This window comes from Arthrobacter sp. P1_H7 (assembly GCF_056405215.1).
The window spans coordinates 19,757-38,181 of the sequence record NZ_JBFUCO010000021.1 but is presented as its reverse complement, the minus strand read 5'-3'; the positions used below and the strand labels follow the sequence as shown (position 1 = coordinate 38,181).

Genomic DNA, 18,425 nt, shown 5'->3' with positions numbered 1-18,425 from the left:
GGTTAGGCCACCAGGTTGGCTGCGGCGACGTCCATGTGCTCGAGGACCGTCGTGCGGGCCAGTGTCGCGTTGCCAGTCTCGATCGCGGCGACGATGTCGTGGTGCCGGTCCACGCTCATGTTCTTGACGGCCCTCTCGATCCCGGCAAACATGATGGACATCCGAATGGAGCCCTCAAGCGACTCCCAGGAGTGCAGCAGGGTCTCGTTTCCGGTGAGCCGGCACAGTGTCCGGTGGAACTCCAGATCGGATTCAATCCGTTCCTCCAGGCTGGCCTCGGCGGCCGCGGCCATGGCATCGACGGCCGAGCGCAGGGACGTAATCACGGAGGCCCGGTCCGGCAACTCACACAGCGTCCGGACCGCAAGCGATTCGAGCGCGGCCCGGACGGCGAAGATGTCCCGGATTTCCTTGCCGTCCAGGTGCCGCACGGACAGCCTGCCGCGCGGTCCGGCCGACAGCAGTCCTTCCTGCTCCAGCTGACGCAGGGCCTCGCGCAGTGTCCCGCGGCTGATCTGGAGCATGTCGGAGAGTTCGGTCTCCACCAGATGCCGCCCTGGCTCCAGCTCTCCGCTCGTGATGGCCGTGCGCAGGGCGGATAGCGCCTGCTCGCGGAGGCTCTTCTTTTCCAGTCCGAGAAGCGGGGCTGTTGCTCCGGCCATCGTTAGTCCTCACGCTCAGTGGTCAACTGTCTGTCAGTGGTCAACTGTCTACAGTTGGTGTGTTAACAGTTGATGGTACGGCACGGGCGGGGCCGGTGACTGCCGGCCCCGCAACATCCTCAGCCGAGTTCGGCGAGCACCTTGGCAACGACCCTCTGCACCGAGAGGCCATAGCGTTCGTGCAGGGTGGGCAGTGCGCCGGCGTCCAGGAATTCGTCCGGCAGCGCCACCGGCACCACGCGTTTGCCCAGTCCCGCGGTGACCACGGCCGAGGCCACGGTCTCGAACAACCCGCCCACCACACTGTGGTTCTCCAACGTGACCGCCAGGCGGTCGGTGTTCAGTTCGGCGAGGACCGTCGCGGTGTCGAACGGCTTGATGGTGGGGGCGTGGACGACCGCGACATCCACGTGGTGCGCTGCCAGCGCCTCGGCCGCCTGGAGGGCCCGCATGGTCATGAGCCCGCTGGAGATGAAGACGACGTCACGACCTCCACGCAGGACTTTCGCCTTGCCGAGTTCGAAGGTGTAGTCGTACTCGTCCAGCACGGTGGGGACGTTGCCGCGCAGCAGACGCAGGTATGTGGGCCCCTCGCTGGCCGCCAGCTGCGGGACCGCCTGCTCGATGTCCAGCGAGTCGCAGGGATCGACGATGGTCAGGTTGGGCATCCCGCGGAAGATCGCCATGTCCTCGGTAGCCTGGTGGCTTGGACCGTACCCGGTGGTCAGCCCCGGGAGCCCGCCGACGATATTGACGTTGAGGTTTGGCTCGGCGGCATCCAGGCACAGGAAATCGTAGGCGCGCCGGGCAGCGAACACCGAGTACGTCGAGGCGAACGGGACCAGGCCGGTCTCAGCCAGGCCGGCCGCGGCGCCGAAGAGCAGCTGTTCGGCCATGCCCATCTGGAAGAAGCGTTCCGGGAAGGCCTGGGAGAAAATGTGCATGTCCGTGTACTTGCCCAGGTCCGCGGTCAGTCCCACGATCTTGTCGTTCTCCTGCGCGGCCTTGACCAGGGCGTGCCCGAACGGTGCGGACGCGGTCTTCTGGCCCGGGTCCGCGAAGGAGGCGATCATGGCAGAGGTCTTCAGTTTCGGTGTTGTTGCGGTACTCATCGTGCGGCCTTTCCTTCGAAACCTGCGGTCAGCTGCTCTCGACAGAGCTGCCATTCGTGTTCTTCGATGCGCATGAAGTGGGCTTTTTCGCGATCCTCGAGCAGCGGCACGCCGCGGCCCACCTTCGTGTCGCACAGGATCACGGAGGGGCGTCCGACGGCGGCCGCCTGGGCGGTCGCGTTGTCAAAAGCGGCCAGCAGCGCGCCGACGTCGTTCCCGTTCACGCGCTGGGCGTACCAGCCAAACGCCTGCCACTTTTCGGTGACGGGCTCGGTGCGCAGCACGGTGTCGGTCTTGCCGTCGGCCTGCAGGGCGTTGATGTCCACCATGGCGGTGAGGTTGCCGAGCCGGTGGTGGTGGGCGCCCATCGCGGCCTCCCACGTGGAGCCCTCGTCGAGTTCGCCGTCCGAGAGGAAGTTGTAGACCCGGGAACCCGAACCCTGGTAGCGCAGGCCCAGGGCGGCACCGACGGCGATGGAGAGGCCGTGTCCGAGGGAGCCGCCGGAAATCTCCATGCCGGGGGTGTAGGTGGACATCCCGGACATCGGCAGCCGGGAGTCGTCCGAGCCGTAGGTCTCCAGTTCCTTGACGGGGATGATTCCGGCCTCGGCGAGGGCCGCGTAGTGGCCGATCGCGTAGTGGCCGGTGGAGAGCAGGAACCGGTCGCGGTCCTCCCACCCAGGATCGTCGGCGCGGAACCGGAGCTGGTCCGAGTAGACTGCGGCGAGCATGTCGGCCGCGCCGAGGGCCTGGCCCACGTAGCCTTGGCCCTGGACTTCGCCCATGTTCAGGGCATGGTGGCGGATCCGGTAGGCGGCCCCTTCGACCCGTGCCAGGCGTTCTGCCTCGACGTCGGAGGCTTTGCCTCGGGTTGTTATTTCCTGTGTTGAAACCACAATTCTGCCTTTCAAATATGACGTGACGAGCTGCTGCGGGATGCCTTCGACGGCTTCCGGGGCGGTGCGTTTCTACGCGCTCACGTGGGTGGGGGTGCTTTTGGTGGCCTCGGTAGCGAGTTCACGTTCGCGCTTGCCCCAGGTTTCACGGGTGGCGACGGCGGCCCACAGGCCGATGGCGGCGTAGGTGCCGAAGAGCAGTGCCGGTCCCATCCAGCCGAAGCTGACGAAGAGCAATGTGGTGATGAACGGGGTGAAGCCGGAGACCATAGCCGAGATCTGGTAGGCCAGCGAGGCGCCGGATGCACGGGTCTTGGCCTGGAAGAGCTCCGGGAACCAAGCGCCCTGGGCTCCGGCGAGCGAGTTCTGGCACACGGCGTAGGAGATCACCAGGGTGGCGATGATGAAGATGAACAGCCCCGTATTGACCAGCAGGAACATCGGCACCGCGAAGGCCACCGCGAAGGCGCAGGACAAGATGTAGAGCGGGCGCCGGCCGATCCTGTCCGTCAGCCGTGCCCAGGCCTGGGTGGCGAAGATGCCGATCGCGGAGGCGATGCACAAGGCCACGAGCGTCTGGGACTTGTCGGCCAGGTGCTGGCTGTTCAGGTAGGAAATCATGTAAGTGATGGACACGGCGTACCCGGCGGTCTCGGCGATGCGCAGGCCGATGCCCTTGACGATATTGCGCCAGTCGGTCTTCAGGACCTCCTTAATGGGCGACTTCACGATGTCGCCGCTGTCCTTGACCTCGTCGAAGACCGGGGACTCGGGGACCTTGGAACGGATGATCAGTCCGACGACGACCAGCACGATGCTGGCGAGGAAAGGAATGCGCCAGGCGAGTTCGCCGCCGAGCTGGACGCTGAAGAGGAACACGAGGTTGGCCAGCAGCAGCCCGACCGGGAAGCCGGCCTGAACCATGCCGGTGTACTTTCCCTTCGACTTCCAGGGTGCGTGTTCGTAGCTCATAAGGATGGCGCCGCCCCACTCCGCGCCGAAGGCCAGGCCCTGGACGATGCGGACGAACACCAGCAGAGCCGGAGCCAACAGACCCACCTGGGTGTAGGTGGGGAGCAGGCCGATGACGAAAGTGGCGATGCCCATGAGGATGAGGGAGGCCACCAGGACCGGCTTGCGGCCGACTTTGTCCCCGAGGTGCCCGCCGATGATGCCGCCGATCGGGCGGGCCGCGAATCCGACACCCAGGGTGGCGAAGGCAGCCAGGGTTCCGGTCACGGGATCGCCGGTGGGGAAGAAGGCCGTACCGAAGTACAGGGCAGCCGCCGTGCCGAAGCCGATGAAGTCATAGGTTTCGATGACCGCGCCGACGCTGGAGCCGATCGCGACCCGTTTCGCTTCCCTGGTGCCGTGCACCGGGCCCCGCATGGTCAGAGCTTCGTTGCTCATGTCAATCCCTTTCGAAGAGAGCTGCCGACGCTTCCGCACCGACACTGTCGACTGTTAACAGATGATACGCCAGTGTGACCCGCGCCATAAGGTAATGTCAACAGTCAACTTCAAAGGTTGACTGTTGACAGTCGAATTTTGTAGTGTGGTCCATATCACCACCGCCTCCGGGCGCGACCAGAGGATCAACGACGATGTTCAATTCCCGACTCGGCTGCTCGTCCATCAGCTTCCGCCACCAGGGCCTGCCAGAGGCCCTGCGCACCATAGAGGGCCTCGGCTTCGAGGAAATTGATCTCGGTGCCCTGCCCGGAGTGTGCGACCACGTTCCCTACGACCTCGACGCCGATGCCGTCGCCGCCGTCACAGCCGAGGTGGTTGCCTCCGGGCTGCGGGTCCGGTCGGTTAACGGGGACATCGGGGACCTGAACGCCTTGCTCGACGCCGACGCACAGTCAGCACGGAACCGGCACCTTGACGCGCTGCTCGCCCTGGCAGCCGGCACGGGCGCCAAGGCGCTGGTCCTGCCCTGCGGCGCCCTCGGCCACGACCCGGTCCGCAGCCTCGACGAGGACCTGGACACCATTGCCGCGCAACTCACCGCCGCCAAGCGGCGGGTCGACGTGTTCGGCGTCGAGCTCTGGACCGAGTCCCTGCACTTCCTGAGGTTCTGCTGGAACCTTGAGCGCGCGGAACAGCTGGCCGGGCGGCTGGCCGGTTCCGGGGTCGGGATCGTCATGGACTTCAGCCACATCGTGGCCGCCGGCGAGGATCCGTTGGACTACCTCAAGCGCCATCAGGGCCGGATCGCACACGTCCACTTGCGCGATGCAGTGCCGGGGAACATCAACCTCAGCATCGGCAACGGCCAGGCCGATTTCGCCGCCGGCCTGGAGGCCCTCGCGGCTGACGGCTACACCGGCCACTTCTCCCTGGAGCTGGAGACCCGGGACGTCACCCACGGGGAGCGCCCCGCGGCGGCCGCCAAGGCCGCGAGCTTCATCACAGACCTCATCTGAACCATCGATTGCTCCGAAACGGCCCTTTTGGACCGCCAAAACGGCGCTGCTGGAGCAATCGATTCAAGCAACGAGACGCAACACCAATCCAAGGAGCATCATGAATACCATCCAGCGCACCGCCGTCCTCACCGGGGCAACCTCGGACCGAGGCATCGGCATCACCACTGCACGCCGCTACGCCAGCCAGGGCTGGGCCGTGGTGATCCTGGACCTCGACGGCGAGAAGTCTGCCAAGGTCGCAGCGGAGATCGGCAACGAGTTCATCGTTCCCGCGTTTGGCTTTGAGATCGACGTCGCCAGCGAGGACTCCGTGACAGCCGCGTACAACGCCGTGGCCGCCGAAGTCCGCTCCGGCAGCCTTCCCGCCGTCGGGGCCCTGGCCAATATCGCCGGCATCACCTCCCCGGTGCCGTTCCTCGAGACCACCCTGGAACTCTGGAACAAGGTCATGGCCGTGAACGCGACGGGAACCTACCTTGTCACCCGCGCCTTCCTGCCGGACATGATCGCCAGCGGCTGGGGCCGGATCGTGAACATGTCCTCGGTTTCCGCCCAGCGCGGCGGCGGCGTCTTCGGCAAGGTCCCGTACTCCGCAGCCAAGGCCGCCATCCTGGGCTTCACCAAGGCCCTGGCCCGCGAAATAGGCAGCACCGGCGTGACCGTCAACGCCATCACCCCCGGCGCCGTGGACACGAACATCCGGGTGGGCAGCACCGAAGAGCAGGAAGCGGCCATCAACGCCGGCATTCCGCTGGGGCGCAACGCCAGTACCGAGGAAATCGCGGCCGTCATCACGTTCCTGTCCTCCGAGGAATCCGCCTACCTCACCGGCACCACCATCGATATCAACGGCGGAAGCCACATCCACTAGCCGTCCCGCCGTTGAGAAGACCGCGAGCAGCTGAAAGAGCCCACGATGACCAGAATATTTAACAACCCGTCCGATTTCGCCGAGGAAGCCCTCGCCGGCTTCTGCGACGTCCATGCGAACCTGGTGCGCCAGGTTCCCGGCGGCGCCGTCCGGCGGCACCGGCCCCGCCAACCGAAGGTGGCCGTGCTGGCCGGCGGCGGCTCGGGGCACTACCCGGCCTTCGCCGGGCTGATCGGCACCGGACTGGCCGACGGCGCCGTCGTCGGGAATATCTTCACCTCGCCGTCGGCCCAGCAGGCGTACTCCGTGGCCAAGGCAGCGGATTCCGGTGCCGGGGTGGTCTTCACCTATGGCAACTACGCGGGCGACGTCATGAACTTCGGTATGGCCAGCGAACGGCTCGCCGCCGAGGGGATCGAAGTGGAGAACGTCCTGGTGACCGACGACGTCGCCAGCGCGCCGCCGTCGGAGTCGGAAAAGCGCCGCGGCATTGCTGGTGATTTCACGGTCTTCAAGATCATGGGCGCGGCCGCCGAAGCCGGCGCCGACCTGGCCGAGGTGGTGCGCCTGGGCCGGAAGGCCAACGACCTGACCCGCACCATCGGCAGTGCCTTCCACGGCTGCACCTTCCCCGGCGCCGAGGCGCCGCTGTTCACCCTCGAGGACCGGCAGATGGGCCTCGGCCTGGGCATTCACGGCGAACCCGGCCTGTTTGATACGGATCTGCCGCCCGCGAAGGAGCTGGGACAGGAGTTCGTGTCCCGGCTGCTGGCTGAGACGCCGCATGGTGCGGGAGACCGCATCGCCGTCATTCTCAATGGGCTCGGTTCCACTAAGCACGAAGAACTCTTCGTCCTCTGGCTCAGCGTCGCAACCCTGCTTCGCGCCGCCGGCTACACACTGGTGATGCCGGAAGTCGGCGAACTGGTTACAAGCCTGGATATGGCCGGTGTGTCCCTGACCGTGACGTGGCTCGATGACGAACTCGAGCCGCTCTGGACAGCTCCCGCAGAGACCCCCGCCTACCGGCGCGGGAATGCCGCGCTCCCCGGCGGCGAGGCGGACGAGTCGGCCCCGGCCGAGGACACGGAGGAGCCGGAGGTCTTTGCCGCGGCAGAAGCTTCACGCGACTATGCACAGCAGTGCGTTGCCGCCCTGGCGGCAGCCCGCGAAGCCATCCACGACTCCGAGAAGTTCCTTGGCGACCTCGATGCCATCGCCGGCGACGGAGACCACGGGCGGGGCATGGTGCGCGGGATTGATGCGGCCAGTGCCGCCGCCGCAGACGCTGCGTCCCGCGGTGCCGGTGCCGGTGCCGCTCTGGCCGCCGCCGGCGATGCGTGGGCGGACAACGCCGGCGGCACCTCCGGGGTGCTGTGGGGCGCCGGCCTGCGGGCCTTTGGCGAGGCCCTCGGCAACGACCACGCACCCAGTGCAGCCGAACTTGCGGCAGCGGTGGTTGCCTTTGCCGCCCGGATCGCCGAGCTCGGCAAGGCCGAGGTCGGCGACAAGACCATGGTGGACGCGCTGGTCCCGTTTGCCGAGACCTTCAGCCGGCTCACCAGCGAAGGGGCGGGGGCGGATGCCGGCTGGGCGGAAGCTGCGCGGGAGGCTGCCTCCGCGGCGCAGGCCACCGCGGCCCTGCGCCCGCTGAAGGGCCGGGCGCGGCCCCTGGCGGAAAAGAGCGTGGGCACACCCGACCCCGGAGCCACGTCCCTGGCAATGGTGTTCACGGTGTTCGGTCCGCACCTTGCCGGTGTGCGGCAGGCTGCAGGGGCACGCCCGTGAGCCCGGCGGCAGGGATCCGGCTCATTGTGGGTGCGGACGAGGCCGGAGTGGATTACAAGGACCAGATCCTGGCGGACCTCCGGACGGACCCGCGGGTGGCCGAGGTCGTCGACATCGGCGTCAACCTGGGTGACGCCCCGGAGGCGTTCGCCAAGCCGTACCCGTACGTGGGCATCGCCGCGGGCGAATTGATCCGGGACGGGCAGGCGGACCGGGCCATCCTGTTCTGCGGCACCGGGATCGGGGTCGCCATCGCCGCCAACAAGGTGGACGGCATCCGGGCCGCGACCGCCCATGACTCCTTCAGCGTGGAGCGCTCCGTGCTCTCCAACAACTGCCAGGTCCTCACGATGGGCCAGCGCGGGTGGGGCTGGAACTGGCACGGCGGCTGGCGCGGGAGTGGATCGGCTACACCTTCGATCCGTCGTCCGCCTCGGCGGACAAGGTCAAGGTGCTCACCGGCTACGAGGGATGCTGAGACCTGCCCCAGGCCGCCCGGCCAGGCACGGGCCCGGGCTCCAGGCCCCTACGCCACGCTGACCTTGATCCGCTGCACCACGTTGTTGCCCATGCCCTGGTAGTTCCATGCCGGCTCCAGCGGCTGTTCGGCGCCGGTGGCATCGGTGGCACGGCAGGAGAGCTCGTGTTCGCCGGGATCGGCCACCCACGGCATCGACCATGCGCACCAAGCGAACGGCGCGGCGGGGTGCTCCAAATGGGCCGGGGCCCACTTTCCGTCGATCCCGACCTCGACTCGCTGCACGGCGCCCTGCCCGGACCACGCCCGGCCGGTCAGCATCACCGGTCCCGGGGGCAGGATCCGGCTCCGGGTGAAGAAATCCGGGACGCCCGGGGGAACCATGAGCGAGCGGACCTTGATCCAGTTGACCGGGGTGCCGGGATCCTCGGCATCGTGCTGGTAGCGGTACGCCACCGCCTGCTGGAAACCGTCATAGGGCTTAGTCAGAACCTTGATCGAGGTCAGCCACTTTACGCTCGCCATGCCGTACCAGCCGGGCACCACAAGCCGGAGCGGATAGCCGTGCTGCGGCGGCAGGTCTGCGCCGTTCATCCGGTAGGCGAGCACGACGTCGGGCCGCAGGGCCTCCTCGATCGGCAGGCTGCGCGCGTACTGCTGGGCGACGCCGCCCTGGCTGCCGGCGTCGGCCCCGGTGAAGAGCACCTCCACGGCGTCGTCCTCTACCCCGGCCCGCGTCAGCAGGTAGGCGAGCGGGACACCGGTCCACACGGCGGTCCCCACTCCCTCGAGCACCCACGGCTGGCTCAGCGGACGGGGCCGCAGGAGGGACCGGCCGTTGCCGGCGCACTCCAGGGTGACCGGGAGGGTGATGCTCGGTGCCCGGAGCAAAGCCCGCAGGCTCAGTTCGAAGGACCGCTGCACGGCGCCGCCGATCCACAGATGCCAGTGTTCGGCGTCGATGAACGGGATGTCGAAGTGGGTGAGCACGTAGTGCAGTCCGGGCGGTGTGGTGTCGCTCCGCAGGGCCTCGAGCGGCATGGAATGGTTCCGCACGGCGAGCTGGAGCTCCTCCGCCGTCAGCGGGCCGTGGCTCGGTTCGCCGGGATGCGCCCGTTGTCCGGCCTGCCGGCGCGGACTCCTCAGGACAGAAGAGTGTCTGGACATTTGCTTTGGCATGGCACGCCGCGATTCTCCCGAAGGACCAGCCCGGACTTGTGAAGAACCAGCCCGGTTTTATAGGTGTCACCTGGTTTCAGGTCTACGCCGCAGCCCGGAAACCGTCAACACCGTCCGGTCTCTTCCGACCCGGGGCTACAGCGTGTGCGCCTCGGCCAGGAACTGCTCGAGGCTCAGGGGTTCGCGGCCCGTCAGCTCATGCACCGCCGACGTCGGACCGGCGAGTTCACCGGCGGCGATGGCCGTGTAGGTGCTCACCCAGGCGTCCACCTGCCATGGCGGGGCGCCGTAGGAGGCGCGGGACGCGTAGGCCTCCGCCACGGTCTCGTTGTGGAAGGTGATGGCCCGGCCGGTTCCGGCGGTCAGGAGTTCGGCGCCGCGGGCCAGCGAGATGTCCTCCGGGCCGGTCAGGTCATAGGTCCGTCCCACGTGCAGGGACGGGTCCCGCAGCACGGTGACAGCCGAGCGGGCAACGTCCGCCCGCGCCACGGCCGCCATCACGCCGTCCCCGGCCGGGCCGCGGATCACGCCGTCCTCGCCGGCCAGCAGCGGCAGGAAGTCCAGGTAGAAATTGTCCCGCAGGAACGTGTAGTCCATGCCGGAGGCCTTGATGCGCTCCTCCGTCGCAAAGTGGTCCCGGCCCAGCGTGAACGTGGAGACCGGCGCCGCGCCGAAGAACGAGGTGTACACAATGTGCTGGACGCCCGCTGCGGCCGCCGCATCGATGAAGGCGTAGTGCTGCTGCAGCCGGTCCTCGGCCTCGGCTGCGGAGACCATGAACAACGTTTTCGCCCCGGCCAGCGCCGCCTTCGCCCGCTCCGGTTCGGCGTAGGTGGTCACGAAAGGGACGGCGCCTTCGAGCTCAGGTGCCCGGGCCGCGTCCCGCACCAGGAGCCGTTGCAGGCTGCCGGCCTGGGCCAGCAGCCTGGCCACCAGGCCGCCCAGTTGGCCGGTGGACCCGGTGACGGCAAGCTCGGGAGCGTTGGGCATGGGCCTAGGCCTCGCGGGAGGCGGGCGACTTGGTCTGCGCGGGGTCGCGTTCGGCCAGCGAACCGATGACGGCGTCGATCTTGTCCATGATCACCGCGTCCAGCTTCACACCCGCTGCCGCGACGTTTTTCTCGATCTGCTCCGGCCGGGACGCGCCCATGATCGCCGAGGCCACGTTTTTGTTCTGCAGCACCCAGGCGATGCTGAGCTGCGCCATGGTCAGCCCGGCCTCCTCCGCGATCGGCTTGAGCTGCTGGACGCCGGTGAGGACCTCGTCGGACATCCAGCGCTCGATCATCCGCGAGCCGCCCTTGGAGTCCGTGGCGCGGCTGCCCTCGGGGGCAGGCTTGCCGGGATGGTACTTGCCGCTCAGCACGCCCTGGGCAATCGGGGACCAGACGATCTGGGACAGGCCCAGTTCTTCCGACGCCGGAATCACCTCGGCCTCGATCACCCTCCACAGCATGGAGTACTGCGGCTGGTTGGAGATCAGCTGGAAGCCCAGCTCCTTGGCGAGGGCATGGCCGTCGCGGATCTGGTTGGCCGTCCACTCGCTGACCCCGATGTACAGGGCCTTGCCCTGCCGCACGATGTCTGCGAAAGCCTGCATGGTCTCTTCCAGCGGCGTCTCGTAGTCGTAGCGGTGGGCCTGGTAGAGGTCCACGTAGTCGGTCTGCAGCCGCGTGAGGGAGCCGTTGATGGATTCCATGATGTGCTTGCGGGACAGCCCAAGATCGTTGTGGCCTTTGGGCCCGGTGGGGCCGAAGACCTTCGTGAAGATTTCCAGCGACTCGCGGCGCTCGTCCTTCAAAGCAGCTCCGAGGACCGTCTCCGCCACGGTGTTGGCATACACGTCGGCCGTGTCGAAGGTGCTGATACCGGCGTCGAGCGCAGCCCGGACGCACTGCGTGGCGACGTCGTTCTCCACCTGGGAGCCATGGGTCAGCCAGTTGCCAAACGTGATTTCTGAAATCTTGAAGCCGCTGTTCCCGAGGTATCTGAATTCCATGGGTTCCAACGTAGCGGACTTGCCTGCCCGGGGTAAGGGCTCAGCCGGCCTTGCGCTCCTGGACCGGTTGTTTGGCCTTCCCAGGCGGCAGGGTTCCGCGCAGCGACACGAGCGATCCGGTGTCCAGCAGGGACTTCGCTGCGGGCATGGGCGGTTTTTTGAATGCCCGGGGGACGGTGCCAGGCGTTCCATTGGTGTCCGTGGCCGACTGCACGAGGGCAGAGACTTCCTTGATGTCCTGTGCCGGTGCCAGGGGGTTGGGCAGGTCCCGGACGGTGACCCGGACGGCCGGGCCGGCCTCGGCTCTGGCCCTCGCGGCGGCGCGGGCATCTGCCCGGGCCACGGCGGCCGCCCACTCCGGGGACAGCGCCGGTTCTTTTTTGCCTGTGTTCCGGGCGGGGCGCGCGGTCTTCGCGGCCTTGGCCGGCTGGTGCCGCGTCGGCTCCTGTGCCGCATTCTCCCGTGCCGCATCGTCCCCAACCCCGTGTTCCCGTAGTAAGGGGCTGCGGCGGAAGAGCCCGGCGACGGCCAGGACAACGACTGCCGCCAGCCGGCCGACCCCTGCGAGCACGAGGGTGGCGGCGAAAACCAGGAAGAGGCCGAGGAACATCAAGAACGCCACGCCGAGGGTCCCGAAAAAAGTCAGGTTCAGCGCAATGGTCGTTGGATCTTCCATGTCACCTCTCCTTGCCGGCCTGCTTCAGCGTGGTCCCTGCCGCAAGCACGTGGCGGGCAGGAGCCCCCTTAACAATACGTACTTTTCGCTGGCCCCGTGCCGCCCACGGCAGTCGTGGCGAAGATGTGTCAAAGCCGTTATCCGCGGGCGGGGCGCGGGCCTTCCCGGCCGGGCGTCTATAGTCAGAGACAGCCCCGCCGGCGTCGTCCGGCCCGCAGGAAGGACACCGTGTGACGCACGCCGCAGCAGCCGATTCCGAGCCCGCCGGAGCATCTGGCACGGACCGGTCGGTGAGTATTCCGGAAGCGGCATATTCCGCGCCGTATGAGGGGAACTGCCCGTGCCTGTCGGGCGAGGCGTATGTGCACTGCTGCGGCCGGTTCCATCGCGGGGACGCCGAGGCGCCGACGGCGGAGCAGCTCATGCGCTCCCGGTACAGCGCCTTCGTGGTCCGGGACGCGGGCTACTTGCTCCGAACCTGGCATCCGGACACGCGCCCCGCGGAACTGGAGTTTGATTCCGGCTTGCAGTGGCGGCGCCTGGACATCCTCTCCACCAGCCGCGGCGGCCCGCTGGACAGCGAAGGCGTGGTGGAATTCGCGGCGCACTACCGGCACGAGGGTGAACGCGGCCAGCACCGCGAAACCAGCCGCTTTGTGCGGGTGGACCGGCGCTGGTATTACCTGTCCGGCTACGAGTCCGGCGTCGTGGCCGGCTGACGCCTCCGGAGCTGGCGCCGTCGGGCTAGCGGCGCCCGGCTGATGTGTCCCCGGCCGAGTTGTCCGTGGCTGAGTAGTCCCCAACGGGGTGGTTCTCCACCGTTGCCGCCGGGCTGAAGCCGGCCCGGTCCACCTTGCGGTGGAAGCGCATGCCCGCGAGGCCGCCCAGCACTGCGCCCACCAAAGCCACCGCGGCCACGACAATCGCCGCGATGATGCTCAGGGTGTTCAACTCGCCCTCGTTGATCGGGATGCGCGGGAAGCTGTTCAGGTTGGCCAGGATGTTGAAGCGCTGCCCGGCGACCAAGCCCAGCGCGGCGACGACGATCGCGGCGATCAGGGCCCAGATCCAGACCATGAAGCCCTGCCGGGCGCCGTTGAAGCGGGCCATCCGCCCGGCGACATACCCGCCGCAGTAATAGGAGACCAGGAGGATCCCGAGCAGCACGATGATGCCGGTCAGCCCGACGGTCTGGTTGTTGGAGGCCTGGTCTACGGCGTCGTTCACGTCAGTGTTGGTAGCCAGTCCGACGGCGGTGCCTCCGGCAGCGACCAGTGCCGTGAGCAGCACGGCCGTACCCGTCGCCGCCAGCCAGCCGAAGAATGCCGAGCCGACCTTGATGCCGCCGAACTGTTCCTTCTCGCGGGCCACGACGGTCTCGCGCGTGGGGATCTCTTCCACGACAGTGTCGGGAACAGCGTCGCGGACCGGCGCGTCGCTGACGGGCCCGTCGTGGCGGACTGCCGTCACCGGGCGGGTCGTGGCGGCTTCCTGCGTGGCGGGGCGTGTTGTCTTGTCGTCGGGGCCTGCGGTGCTGCTCATGAGGGCTGCTCACTTTCGCTGAATGACCGGGCACCCTGGAGGTGCCGGTCTGGCGTCAACCTAACCACGGCAGAAACCGGTTAGCAAGGATGCTTACTATCCGTGGCGGCGGCCCGTCAGCGGTACTTGCGGTGCAGGTCCTCCCGGACGGAGGCCCGCCGGCTGGCGTCCGCGATCCACGGACCGGTTCCTTCGGACTGGTCCAGGATCCCGGCCTCCAGCCAGGCGTAGTCGCCGGCAAGTGTCTTGCGGGCCAGGGCGTGGTCTGCGTCGTCGGTGTTCCGCCACAGCCGGTCGAAATATTCATCGACGCGAACACGGGCCTGTTCGCAGTACGCCTCGGCGAGTTCGTACGCGGAGGCGCCGCGTTCGGGCTGAGTCCGCAGCAGCATCTCGGCGCGCGAACAGCAGGCTGCCATGGCAAACAGCTCGGCACCGATGTCCACGATCCGGCCCAGGAACGCCTGCTTGTGCTCAAGTTTGGCCTGCCAGCGGCCCATTCCGTAGAAGGTCTGCCGCGCCAGGCGCCGGGAGGAGCGCTCCACGTACCGCAGCTGTTTCGCGAGCCGGCCGAAGTCGCTGTAGGACCGCGGGTCCATGCCGGCGCCCGCCACGAGTTTGGGCAGCCACTTCGCGTAGAAGCCGGAGGCGCCGACGGCGGCCTTCGCCTTGTCGGAGAGGCGGGCGTCCTCCGAGGCGAGGTCTCCCGCGGCCGCCAGGTGCGCGTCCACGGCTTCGCGGGCGATCAGCAACCTCATGATTTCCGAGGACCCCTCGAAGATCCGGTTGATCCTCATGTCGCGGAGCTGCTGTTCCGCGGCGACGGCGCGCTCGCCGCGGGCCTCGAGTGAGTCGGCCGTTTCAAAGCCCCGGCCACCGCGGATTTGCACGAGTTCGTCCGCGATGAGGCAGCTGATCTCCGTGGACCACAGCTTGGCCAGGGCCGCCTCGATCCGGATGTCCTTCTGCCCGGCGTCGGCCATTTCCGCGGAGAGTTCAAACACGGCGTCCAGGGCGAAGGCGCTGGCCGCGATGAAGGCGATCTTCTTGCCCACGGCCTCATGCTGGCCGATCGGCCGGCCCCACTGCGTGCGGGCCTCGGACCATTCGCGGGCGATCTTCAGGCTCCACCGGCCCGTGGCGACGCACAGCGCAGGGATTGAGAGCCGGCCGGTGTTCAGCGTGGTGAGGGCGATTTTCAGGCCCTGCCCTTCCCGGCCCAGCCGGTTGGCCGCGGGGACCCTCACCTGGTGGAAGCGGGTGACGCCGTTTTCGATCCCGCGGAGCCCCATGAAGGTGTTGCGGTTTTCCACGGTAATGCCGGGGCTGTCCATTTCGACCACGAACGCGCTGATGCCGCCTTTGTGGGCGGTCCCGTCCGCATCGGTGTGGGGCGGCACCAGGGCCATGACCACGACGAGTTCGGCGATAACACCGTTGGTGGTCCACAGCTTGACGCCGTCCAGGAGGTACGACTCGCCGTCGTCGGAGAGGACGGCCGTGCTGCCCATCCGGGCGGGGTCGCTGCCGACGTCGGGCTCGGTGAGCAGGAAAGCGGTGATGGCGCCGGCGGCGCAGCGGGGCAGGTATTCACGCTTCTGGGCCGGAGTGCCAAAGACCTTGACGGGCTCCGGTACACCGATCGACTGGTGCGCGGAGAGCAGGGCGCCGAGGCTTGGGTGCACCGAGCCAAGCAGGGCCAGTGCGCGGCCGTAGTAGACGAGCGTGAGGCCCAGTCCGCCGTATTCGCGGGGAATTTTCATTCCGAACGCACCGAGCTCGGCGAGCCCCTTGAGATAGTCGTCCGGGATCCGGTCGTCACGTTCGATGGTGCGTCCGGACATCGTGCGGCAGTAGTCGGCAAGCCGGGCCATGAACGCCTCGCCGCGTTCGACGTCGTCGGCGGGGGCCTCGGGCCACGGGTGAATCAGGGACAAATCGAAGCTGCCCAGGTAGAGGCCCTTCGCGAAGCTGGGCTGGCTCCAACTGGTTTCGCGGGCGGCCTCGGCAATGGCACGGGCATCGGCGGCCGTCGCGTCGGGACCGACGTGCTCAGGCGCCCCGGCGGCCGACGGGCTCGGAGTATCTGGTGTTGGAGTACCCGGTGTTGGAGTACCTGATGCTGGAATACCTGACGCGGTGGCGGGGTCTTCGATGGCGGAGCTCACTGGGCATCTCCTCTAACCGGGTGACCGGCTTGAGCCCTGGATCCGCCGCGGGTGGAGGACCCTTCAGCTGTCCCGCAATACTACTCGCGGGTAAGTGCCTGTGCTAGGGGAAGACTGGCCCGGATATTCGGCCCGGAAGTCCGTGCCGAAGTCGACCTGGAAATCGGCCGGCAACTCCACCGTTGAGGCGTGGTGGACCAGCCGGTCCCAACCGTGGTTGATGCCGTGGACCAGGCCCACCACCGCGCCGGCCACTAGGTACCAGGCGAGCCGGCCCACGCCGACCAAAACCATGGCCGCGAACGCGGACACCATCATGAAGGCGCCGATCATCACGGCAAACACGAGGGTTCCAATGACCACCATCGTGCCGGTTTCCACTGCGCTTAGGTCGAACTGCATTCTTCCCCCTGCACCATTGCTCCGGTTGAACCAGTAGCCCGAGCGTAGGGTGCCGGGGTGTGCTGAACTAGGGTCCTTTGGACGTTCGTGGCCTCTTGATACGGGATCGAAATGCTACCGGGGCGTAGGTCACGGCGGAGTTGCGGCACCCTCACCAATCGCGGGTGTCGCCCCCTTGTCAGTGCCGGGATGCTGCCCTGCGTCAGTCTTCGTCGTATTCAGGGGCGCTCTGGCTCATGACCTGGAAGTCCGCGCCGAGGGCGACTTCGACCTGGGACCCGTCGTTGAGGCGCACCTCGACCTCGTAGGCCGCACCGGAATCGTCATCCCGCTCCACTTCGGTGACGCTGCCCTGGCCTACCTTCGCCAGCGCGGCACTTGATGCCATGGCACGGTCGGCGTCGCTGAGCGCCGGTCCGTCGGAATCGTCACCGATCTCAAAGTCCCCGATCTTGGCTGTGAGGGCGCCCGCACTTCCGGACCAGACATCCCTGGCCTGGGTGGCCCCGACCGCAATTGACGCTCCCCCCAGCACTACCGCTGCAGAGGCCGCCCCCGTGATCCAGATCGTTCTCTTCCGCATGATCGTCTCCTTTCAGCTGGTCATTCCAGTGTGCGCCGACATGGGGGAGCAGACAACGATGAATGCGTACGGGGCCCTGCGTTAACCTTGTAGCTGGCAGTTTTTCGAATCCGCTGCCCCGTAACGCCACCCCAAACCATCCCCTGGCAGCCGAAGGAGAGCGCGTGTCCCGTTCCGCCGTGTCATCAGCCGACGCCATCAGCGCCCGGCTCCGGGACCTTGAGCTCCTCACCAAGGGACCTGCCTGGGCGCTGACGCGCTCGGCGCCATGGGTGATCGCCGTGCTCCAGGCTTCCTTCACCCGCACGCGCGCTCAGCTGCCGCTGGAACAGTTCCATGCCGACGTCGACGCTTTCCTCGAGCAGCTCCGCCGGCAGGCCCCGGGCACGGGAGAGCAGCACAGCGGCTCGGTCAACGGCACACTCTCCGGAAAGAAATACGCGGACGAATGGACCCGCAAGAACTTCCTGACCCGCCGGAACCAGTCGGGCCAGATCGTTTACGAAGTCACCGAGCCTGCTGCCCGCGTCCTGGCTTTCCTGGACAGCCTCTCCAGCGAGCGGTCCACGCTGAACGGCTCCCGGCTCGGCACACTGCTCGGCGACGTGGAGAAGCTCGCCAACGAGACCAACCCGGACCAGAGCGCACGCATTGAATCCCTCGAAGAGGAGATCGACGAACGCCGCCAGCTGATGGAAGACATCAGCTCCGGGGATTTCGACGGACTGCTCGACGACGACGAGGCCGTGGAGGCTGCCGGCAACATCCTCGATCTCGCGGCCAGCCTGCCCGCGGACTACAAGAAGATGCGTGACCGGATCGAAGAGCTCGTGGGGGAGCTGCGCAACCAGATCATCGAGGAATCGCTCAGCAAGGGCGCCACCATGGCGCAGGTCCTCGAGGCCGACAAGCGGCTGCGGCAAAGCCCCGAAGGCCGGACGTTCCGCTCCTTCACCGCGTTCCTGGAGGACCCGCAACAGCAGCTGAGGTTCCGGTCGGCGATCGGCGAAGTGCTGAGCCGGCAGTTCGCGGACGAGCTCAGCCACGATGAACGCGAGACGCTCAAGAACCTCGTGGCCGAACTCCGCAGCCAGCACAGCCAGATCCAGCGGATCTACGGCAAGCTCAGCGAGAGCCTCAACACCTACGTCCAAAGTGACGATTTCCGGCAGTCGGTCCGGCTCCGCAAGGTCCTGCGCGAGGCCGAGCAGGCGATCCGCTCCCTGCCGTACGAGCGCGAACGGCCCGGCCTGGTCCGCGGCCCGGTGCTGTTCAGTGCCGGCTTCGAGTCCCTGGCCATGGTCAAGCTCTTCGATCCTGACGAATTCGCGGCGCCGCCCAAACTGGCCGACCCCATCGCGTTCTCCGACTCGGACCGGGCGCGCTCGCCCCGGACCGCCAAGGCCAAGCCGGAGGCCATCCGCGCCGCGCTCGCGGGGGCCGCAACCCTCACCGAGGCCTGGGCGCAACTGCCGGCGGAGGAACGCCACATCAACTCCATCCGGGCCCTCCTGTCGCAGACCCTCCACGAAGGCGCCGGCTTCGACCGCGGGGCCTGGGGCCCCATCGAATTCGAACAGATCGACGGCACCACCCGCACCGCCTACCTGCCCGTCGTCACGCTCGCGAAGGATTGA

17 protein-coding genes and 1 pseudogene are annotated in these 18,425 nt (G+C 67.6%); 6 read left to right on the top strand and 12 right to left on the bottom strand.

What is annotated here, in order from left to right; all coding sequences use genetic code 11:
• Positions 1 to 2: 2 nt before the first annotated feature.
• From AC1DXI_RS18590 to AC1DXI_RS18575, 4 genes are all read right to left on the bottom strand, one after another.
• Positions 3 to 662 (bottom strand): GntR family transcriptional regulator, encoded by a 660-nt coding sequence (locus AC1DXI_RS18590; protein ID WP_018776075.1) that lies wholly within the window; start codon positions 660 to 662, stop codon positions 3 to 5.
• A 119-nt stretch (positions 663 to 781) separates the two neighbouring features.
• The gene (locus tag AC1DXI_RS18585) at positions 782 to 1,774 is read right to left on the bottom strand and encodes a transketolase family protein (protein ID WP_476939838.1); all 993 of its coding nucleotides are present in this window, start codon (positions 1,772 to 1,774) and stop codon (positions 782 to 784) included.
• Positions 1,771 to 2,652 (bottom strand): transketolase, encoded by an 882-nt coding sequence (locus AC1DXI_RS18580; RefSeq protein WP_476939849.1) that lies wholly within the window; start codon positions 2,650 to 2,652, stop codon positions 1,771 to 1,773. The genes AC1DXI_RS18585 and AC1DXI_RS18580 overlap by 4 nt, the downstream gene beginning before the upstream one ends.
• Positions 2,653 to 2,742: 90 nt before the next feature.
• Positions 2,743 to 4,080, bottom strand: a complete 1,338-nt coding sequence (locus tag AC1DXI_RS18575; RefSeq protein WP_476939837.1) for an MFS transporter — start codon at positions 4,078 to 4,080, stop codon at positions 2,743 to 2,745.
• Between the two features lie 194 nt (positions 4,081 to 4,274).
• Between AC1DXI_RS18575 and AC1DXI_RS18570 the strand changes: the two genes are divergently transcribed.
• From AC1DXI_RS18570 to AC1DXI_RS18555, 4 genes and pseudogenes are all read left to right on the top strand, one after another.
• Entirely contained in the window at positions 4,275 to 5,099 is an 825-nt protein-coding gene (locus AC1DXI_RS18570) for a sugar phosphate isomerase/epimerase family protein (protein ID WP_476939836.1), read from the top strand.
• A gap of 100 nt (positions 5,100 to 5,199) precedes the next feature.
• A complete protein-coding gene (locus AC1DXI_RS18565) occupies positions 5,200 to 5,973 on the top strand; it encodes an SDR family NAD(P)-dependent oxidoreductase (RefSeq protein WP_476939835.1) in 774 nt (257 codons plus the stop codon).
• A 45-nt stretch (positions 5,974 to 6,018) separates the two neighbouring features.
• Positions 6,019 to 7,761, top strand: coding sequence for a dihydroxyacetone kinase family protein (locus AC1DXI_RS18560; RefSeq protein WP_476939834.1), 1,743 nt, complete (start codon positions 6,019 to 6,021; stop codon positions 7,759 to 7,761).
• A 14-nt stretch (positions 7,762 to 7,775) separates the two neighbouring features.
• A pseudogene (locus tag AC1DXI_RS18555) lies at positions 7,776 to 8,239 on the top strand (ribose-5-phosphate isomerase).
• Positions 8,240 to 8,287: 48 nt separating this feature from the next.
• On the opposite strand, the gene AC1DXI_RS18550 reads toward AC1DXI_RS18555, so the two are convergent.
• The 4 genes from AC1DXI_RS18550 to AC1DXI_RS18535 all read right to left on the bottom strand — a co-directional run bounded on the left by AC1DXI_RS18550 (position 8,288) and on the right by AC1DXI_RS18535 (position 12,093).
• Positions 8,288 to 9,406: a sulfite oxidase gene (locus AC1DXI_RS18550; protein ID WP_476939833.1), complete on the bottom strand. Its 1,119-nt coding sequence runs from the start codon at positions 9,404 to 9,406 to the stop codon at positions 8,288 to 8,290.
• A gap of 147 nt (positions 9,407 to 9,553) precedes the next feature.
• Complete coding sequence (locus tag AC1DXI_RS18545; RefSeq protein ID WP_476939832.1) at positions 9,554 to 10,408, bottom strand: SDR family oxidoreductase; 855 nt, start codon at positions 10,406 to 10,408, stop codon at positions 9,554 to 9,556.
• A gap of 4 nt (positions 10,409 to 10,412) precedes the next feature.
• A complete protein-coding gene (locus tag AC1DXI_RS18540) occupies positions 10,413 to 11,417 on the bottom strand; it encodes an aldo/keto reductase family protein (protein ID WP_370116438.1) in 1,005 nt (334 codons plus the stop codon).
• 40 nt (positions 11,418 to 11,457) lie between these two features.
• Entirely contained in the window at positions 11,458 to 12,093 is a 636-nt protein-coding gene (locus AC1DXI_RS18535) for a hypothetical protein (RefSeq protein WP_476939831.1), read from the bottom strand.
• A 290-nt stretch (positions 12,094 to 12,383) separates the two neighbouring features.
• On the opposite strand from AC1DXI_RS18535, the gene AC1DXI_RS18530 reads away from it, so the two are divergent.
• Positions 12,384 to 12,812: a YchJ family protein gene (locus tag AC1DXI_RS18530; RefSeq protein ID WP_476939848.1), complete on the top strand. Its 429-nt coding sequence runs from the start codon at positions 12,384 to 12,386 to the stop codon at positions 12,810 to 12,812.
• Between the two features lie 25 nt (positions 12,813 to 12,837).
• On the opposite strand, the gene AC1DXI_RS18525 is transcribed toward AC1DXI_RS18530, so the two are convergent.
• From AC1DXI_RS18525 to AC1DXI_RS18510, 4 genes are all read right to left on the bottom strand, one after another.
• A complete protein-coding gene (locus AC1DXI_RS18525) occupies positions 12,838 to 13,635 on the bottom strand; it encodes a hypothetical protein (protein WP_476939830.1) in 798 nt (265 codons plus the stop codon).
• 116 nt (positions 13,636 to 13,751) lie between these two features.
• Positions 13,752 to 15,803, bottom strand: a complete 2,052-nt coding sequence (locus AC1DXI_RS18520) for an acyl-CoA dehydrogenase family protein (protein WP_476939829.1) — start codon at positions 15,801 to 15,803, stop codon at positions 13,752 to 13,754.
• A gap of 63 nt (positions 15,804 to 15,866) precedes the next feature.
• Entirely contained in the window at positions 15,867 to 16,205 is a 339-nt protein-coding gene (locus AC1DXI_RS18515) for a hypothetical protein (RefSeq protein ID WP_476939828.1), read from the bottom strand.
• Between the two features lie 202 nt (positions 16,206 to 16,407).
• Complete coding sequence (locus tag AC1DXI_RS18510; RefSeq protein WP_026537886.1) at positions 16,408 to 16,788, bottom strand: PepSY domain-containing protein; 381 nt, start codon at positions 16,786 to 16,788, stop codon at positions 16,408 to 16,410.
• A gap of 164 nt (positions 16,789 to 16,952) precedes the next feature.
• Here AC1DXI_RS18510 and AC1DXI_RS18505 point away from each other — a divergent pair, with 164 nt between their 5' ends.
• Positions 16,953 to 18,425: a DUF3375 family protein gene (locus AC1DXI_RS18505; protein ID WP_476939827.1), complete on the top strand. Its 1,473-nt coding sequence runs from the start codon at positions 16,953 to 16,955 to the stop codon at positions 18,423 to 18,425.

What these genes read in the sequence shown, in the direction of transcription:
- AC1DXI_RS18590 (WP_018776075.1), bottom strand. Translation starts at nt 662, where the DNA reads ATGGCCGGAGCAACAGCCCCGCTTCTCGGACTGGAAAAGAAGAGCCTC.
- AC1DXI_RS18585 (WP_476939838.1), bottom strand. Translation starts at nt 1,774, where the DNA reads ATGAGTACCGCAACAACACCGAAACTGAAGACCTCTGCCATGATCGCC.
- AC1DXI_RS18575 (WP_476939837.1), bottom strand. Translation starts at nt 4,080, where the DNA reads ATGAGCAACGAAGCTCTGACCATGCGGGGCCCGGTGCACGGCACCAGG.
- AC1DXI_RS18570 (WP_476939836.1), top strand. Translation starts at nt 4,275, where the DNA reads ATGTTCAATTCCCGACTCGGCTGCTCGTCCATCAGCTTCCGCCACCAG.
- AC1DXI_RS18565 (WP_476939835.1), top strand. Translation starts at nt 5,200, where the DNA reads ATGAATACCATCCAGCGCACCGCCGTCCTCACCGGGGCAACCTCGGAC.
- AC1DXI_RS18560 (WP_476939834.1), top strand. Translation starts at nt 6,019, where the DNA reads ATGACCAGAATATTTAACAACCCGTCCGATTTCGCCGAGGAAGCCCTC.
- AC1DXI_RS18550 (WP_476939833.1), bottom strand. Translation starts at nt 9,406, where the DNA reads ATGTCCAGACACTCTTCTGTCCTGAGGAGTCCGCGCCGGCAGGCCGGA.
- AC1DXI_RS18545 (WP_476939832.1), bottom strand. Translation starts at nt 10,408, where the DNA reads ATGCCCAACGCTCCCGAGCTTGCCGTCACCGGGTCCACCGGCCAACTG.
- AC1DXI_RS18540 (WP_370116438.1), bottom strand. Translation starts at nt 11,417, where the DNA reads ATGGAATTCAGATACCTCGGGAACAGCGGCTTCAAGATTTCAGAAATC.
- AC1DXI_RS18535 (WP_476939831.1), bottom strand. Translation starts at nt 12,093, where the DNA reads ATGGAAGATCCAACGACCATTGCGCTGAACCTGACTTTTTTCGGGACC.
- AC1DXI_RS18525 (WP_476939830.1), bottom strand. Translation starts at nt 13,635, where the DNA reads ATGAGCAGCACCGCAGGCCCCGACGACAAGACAACACGCCCCGCCACG.
- AC1DXI_RS18515 (WP_476939828.1), bottom strand. Translation starts at nt 16,205, where the DNA reads ATGCAGTTCGACCTAAGCGCAGTGGAAACCGGCACGATGGTGGTCATT.
- AC1DXI_RS18510 (WP_026537886.1), bottom strand. Translation starts at nt 16,788, where the DNA reads ATGCGGAAGAGAACGATCTGGATCACGGGGGCGGCCTCTGCAGCGGTA.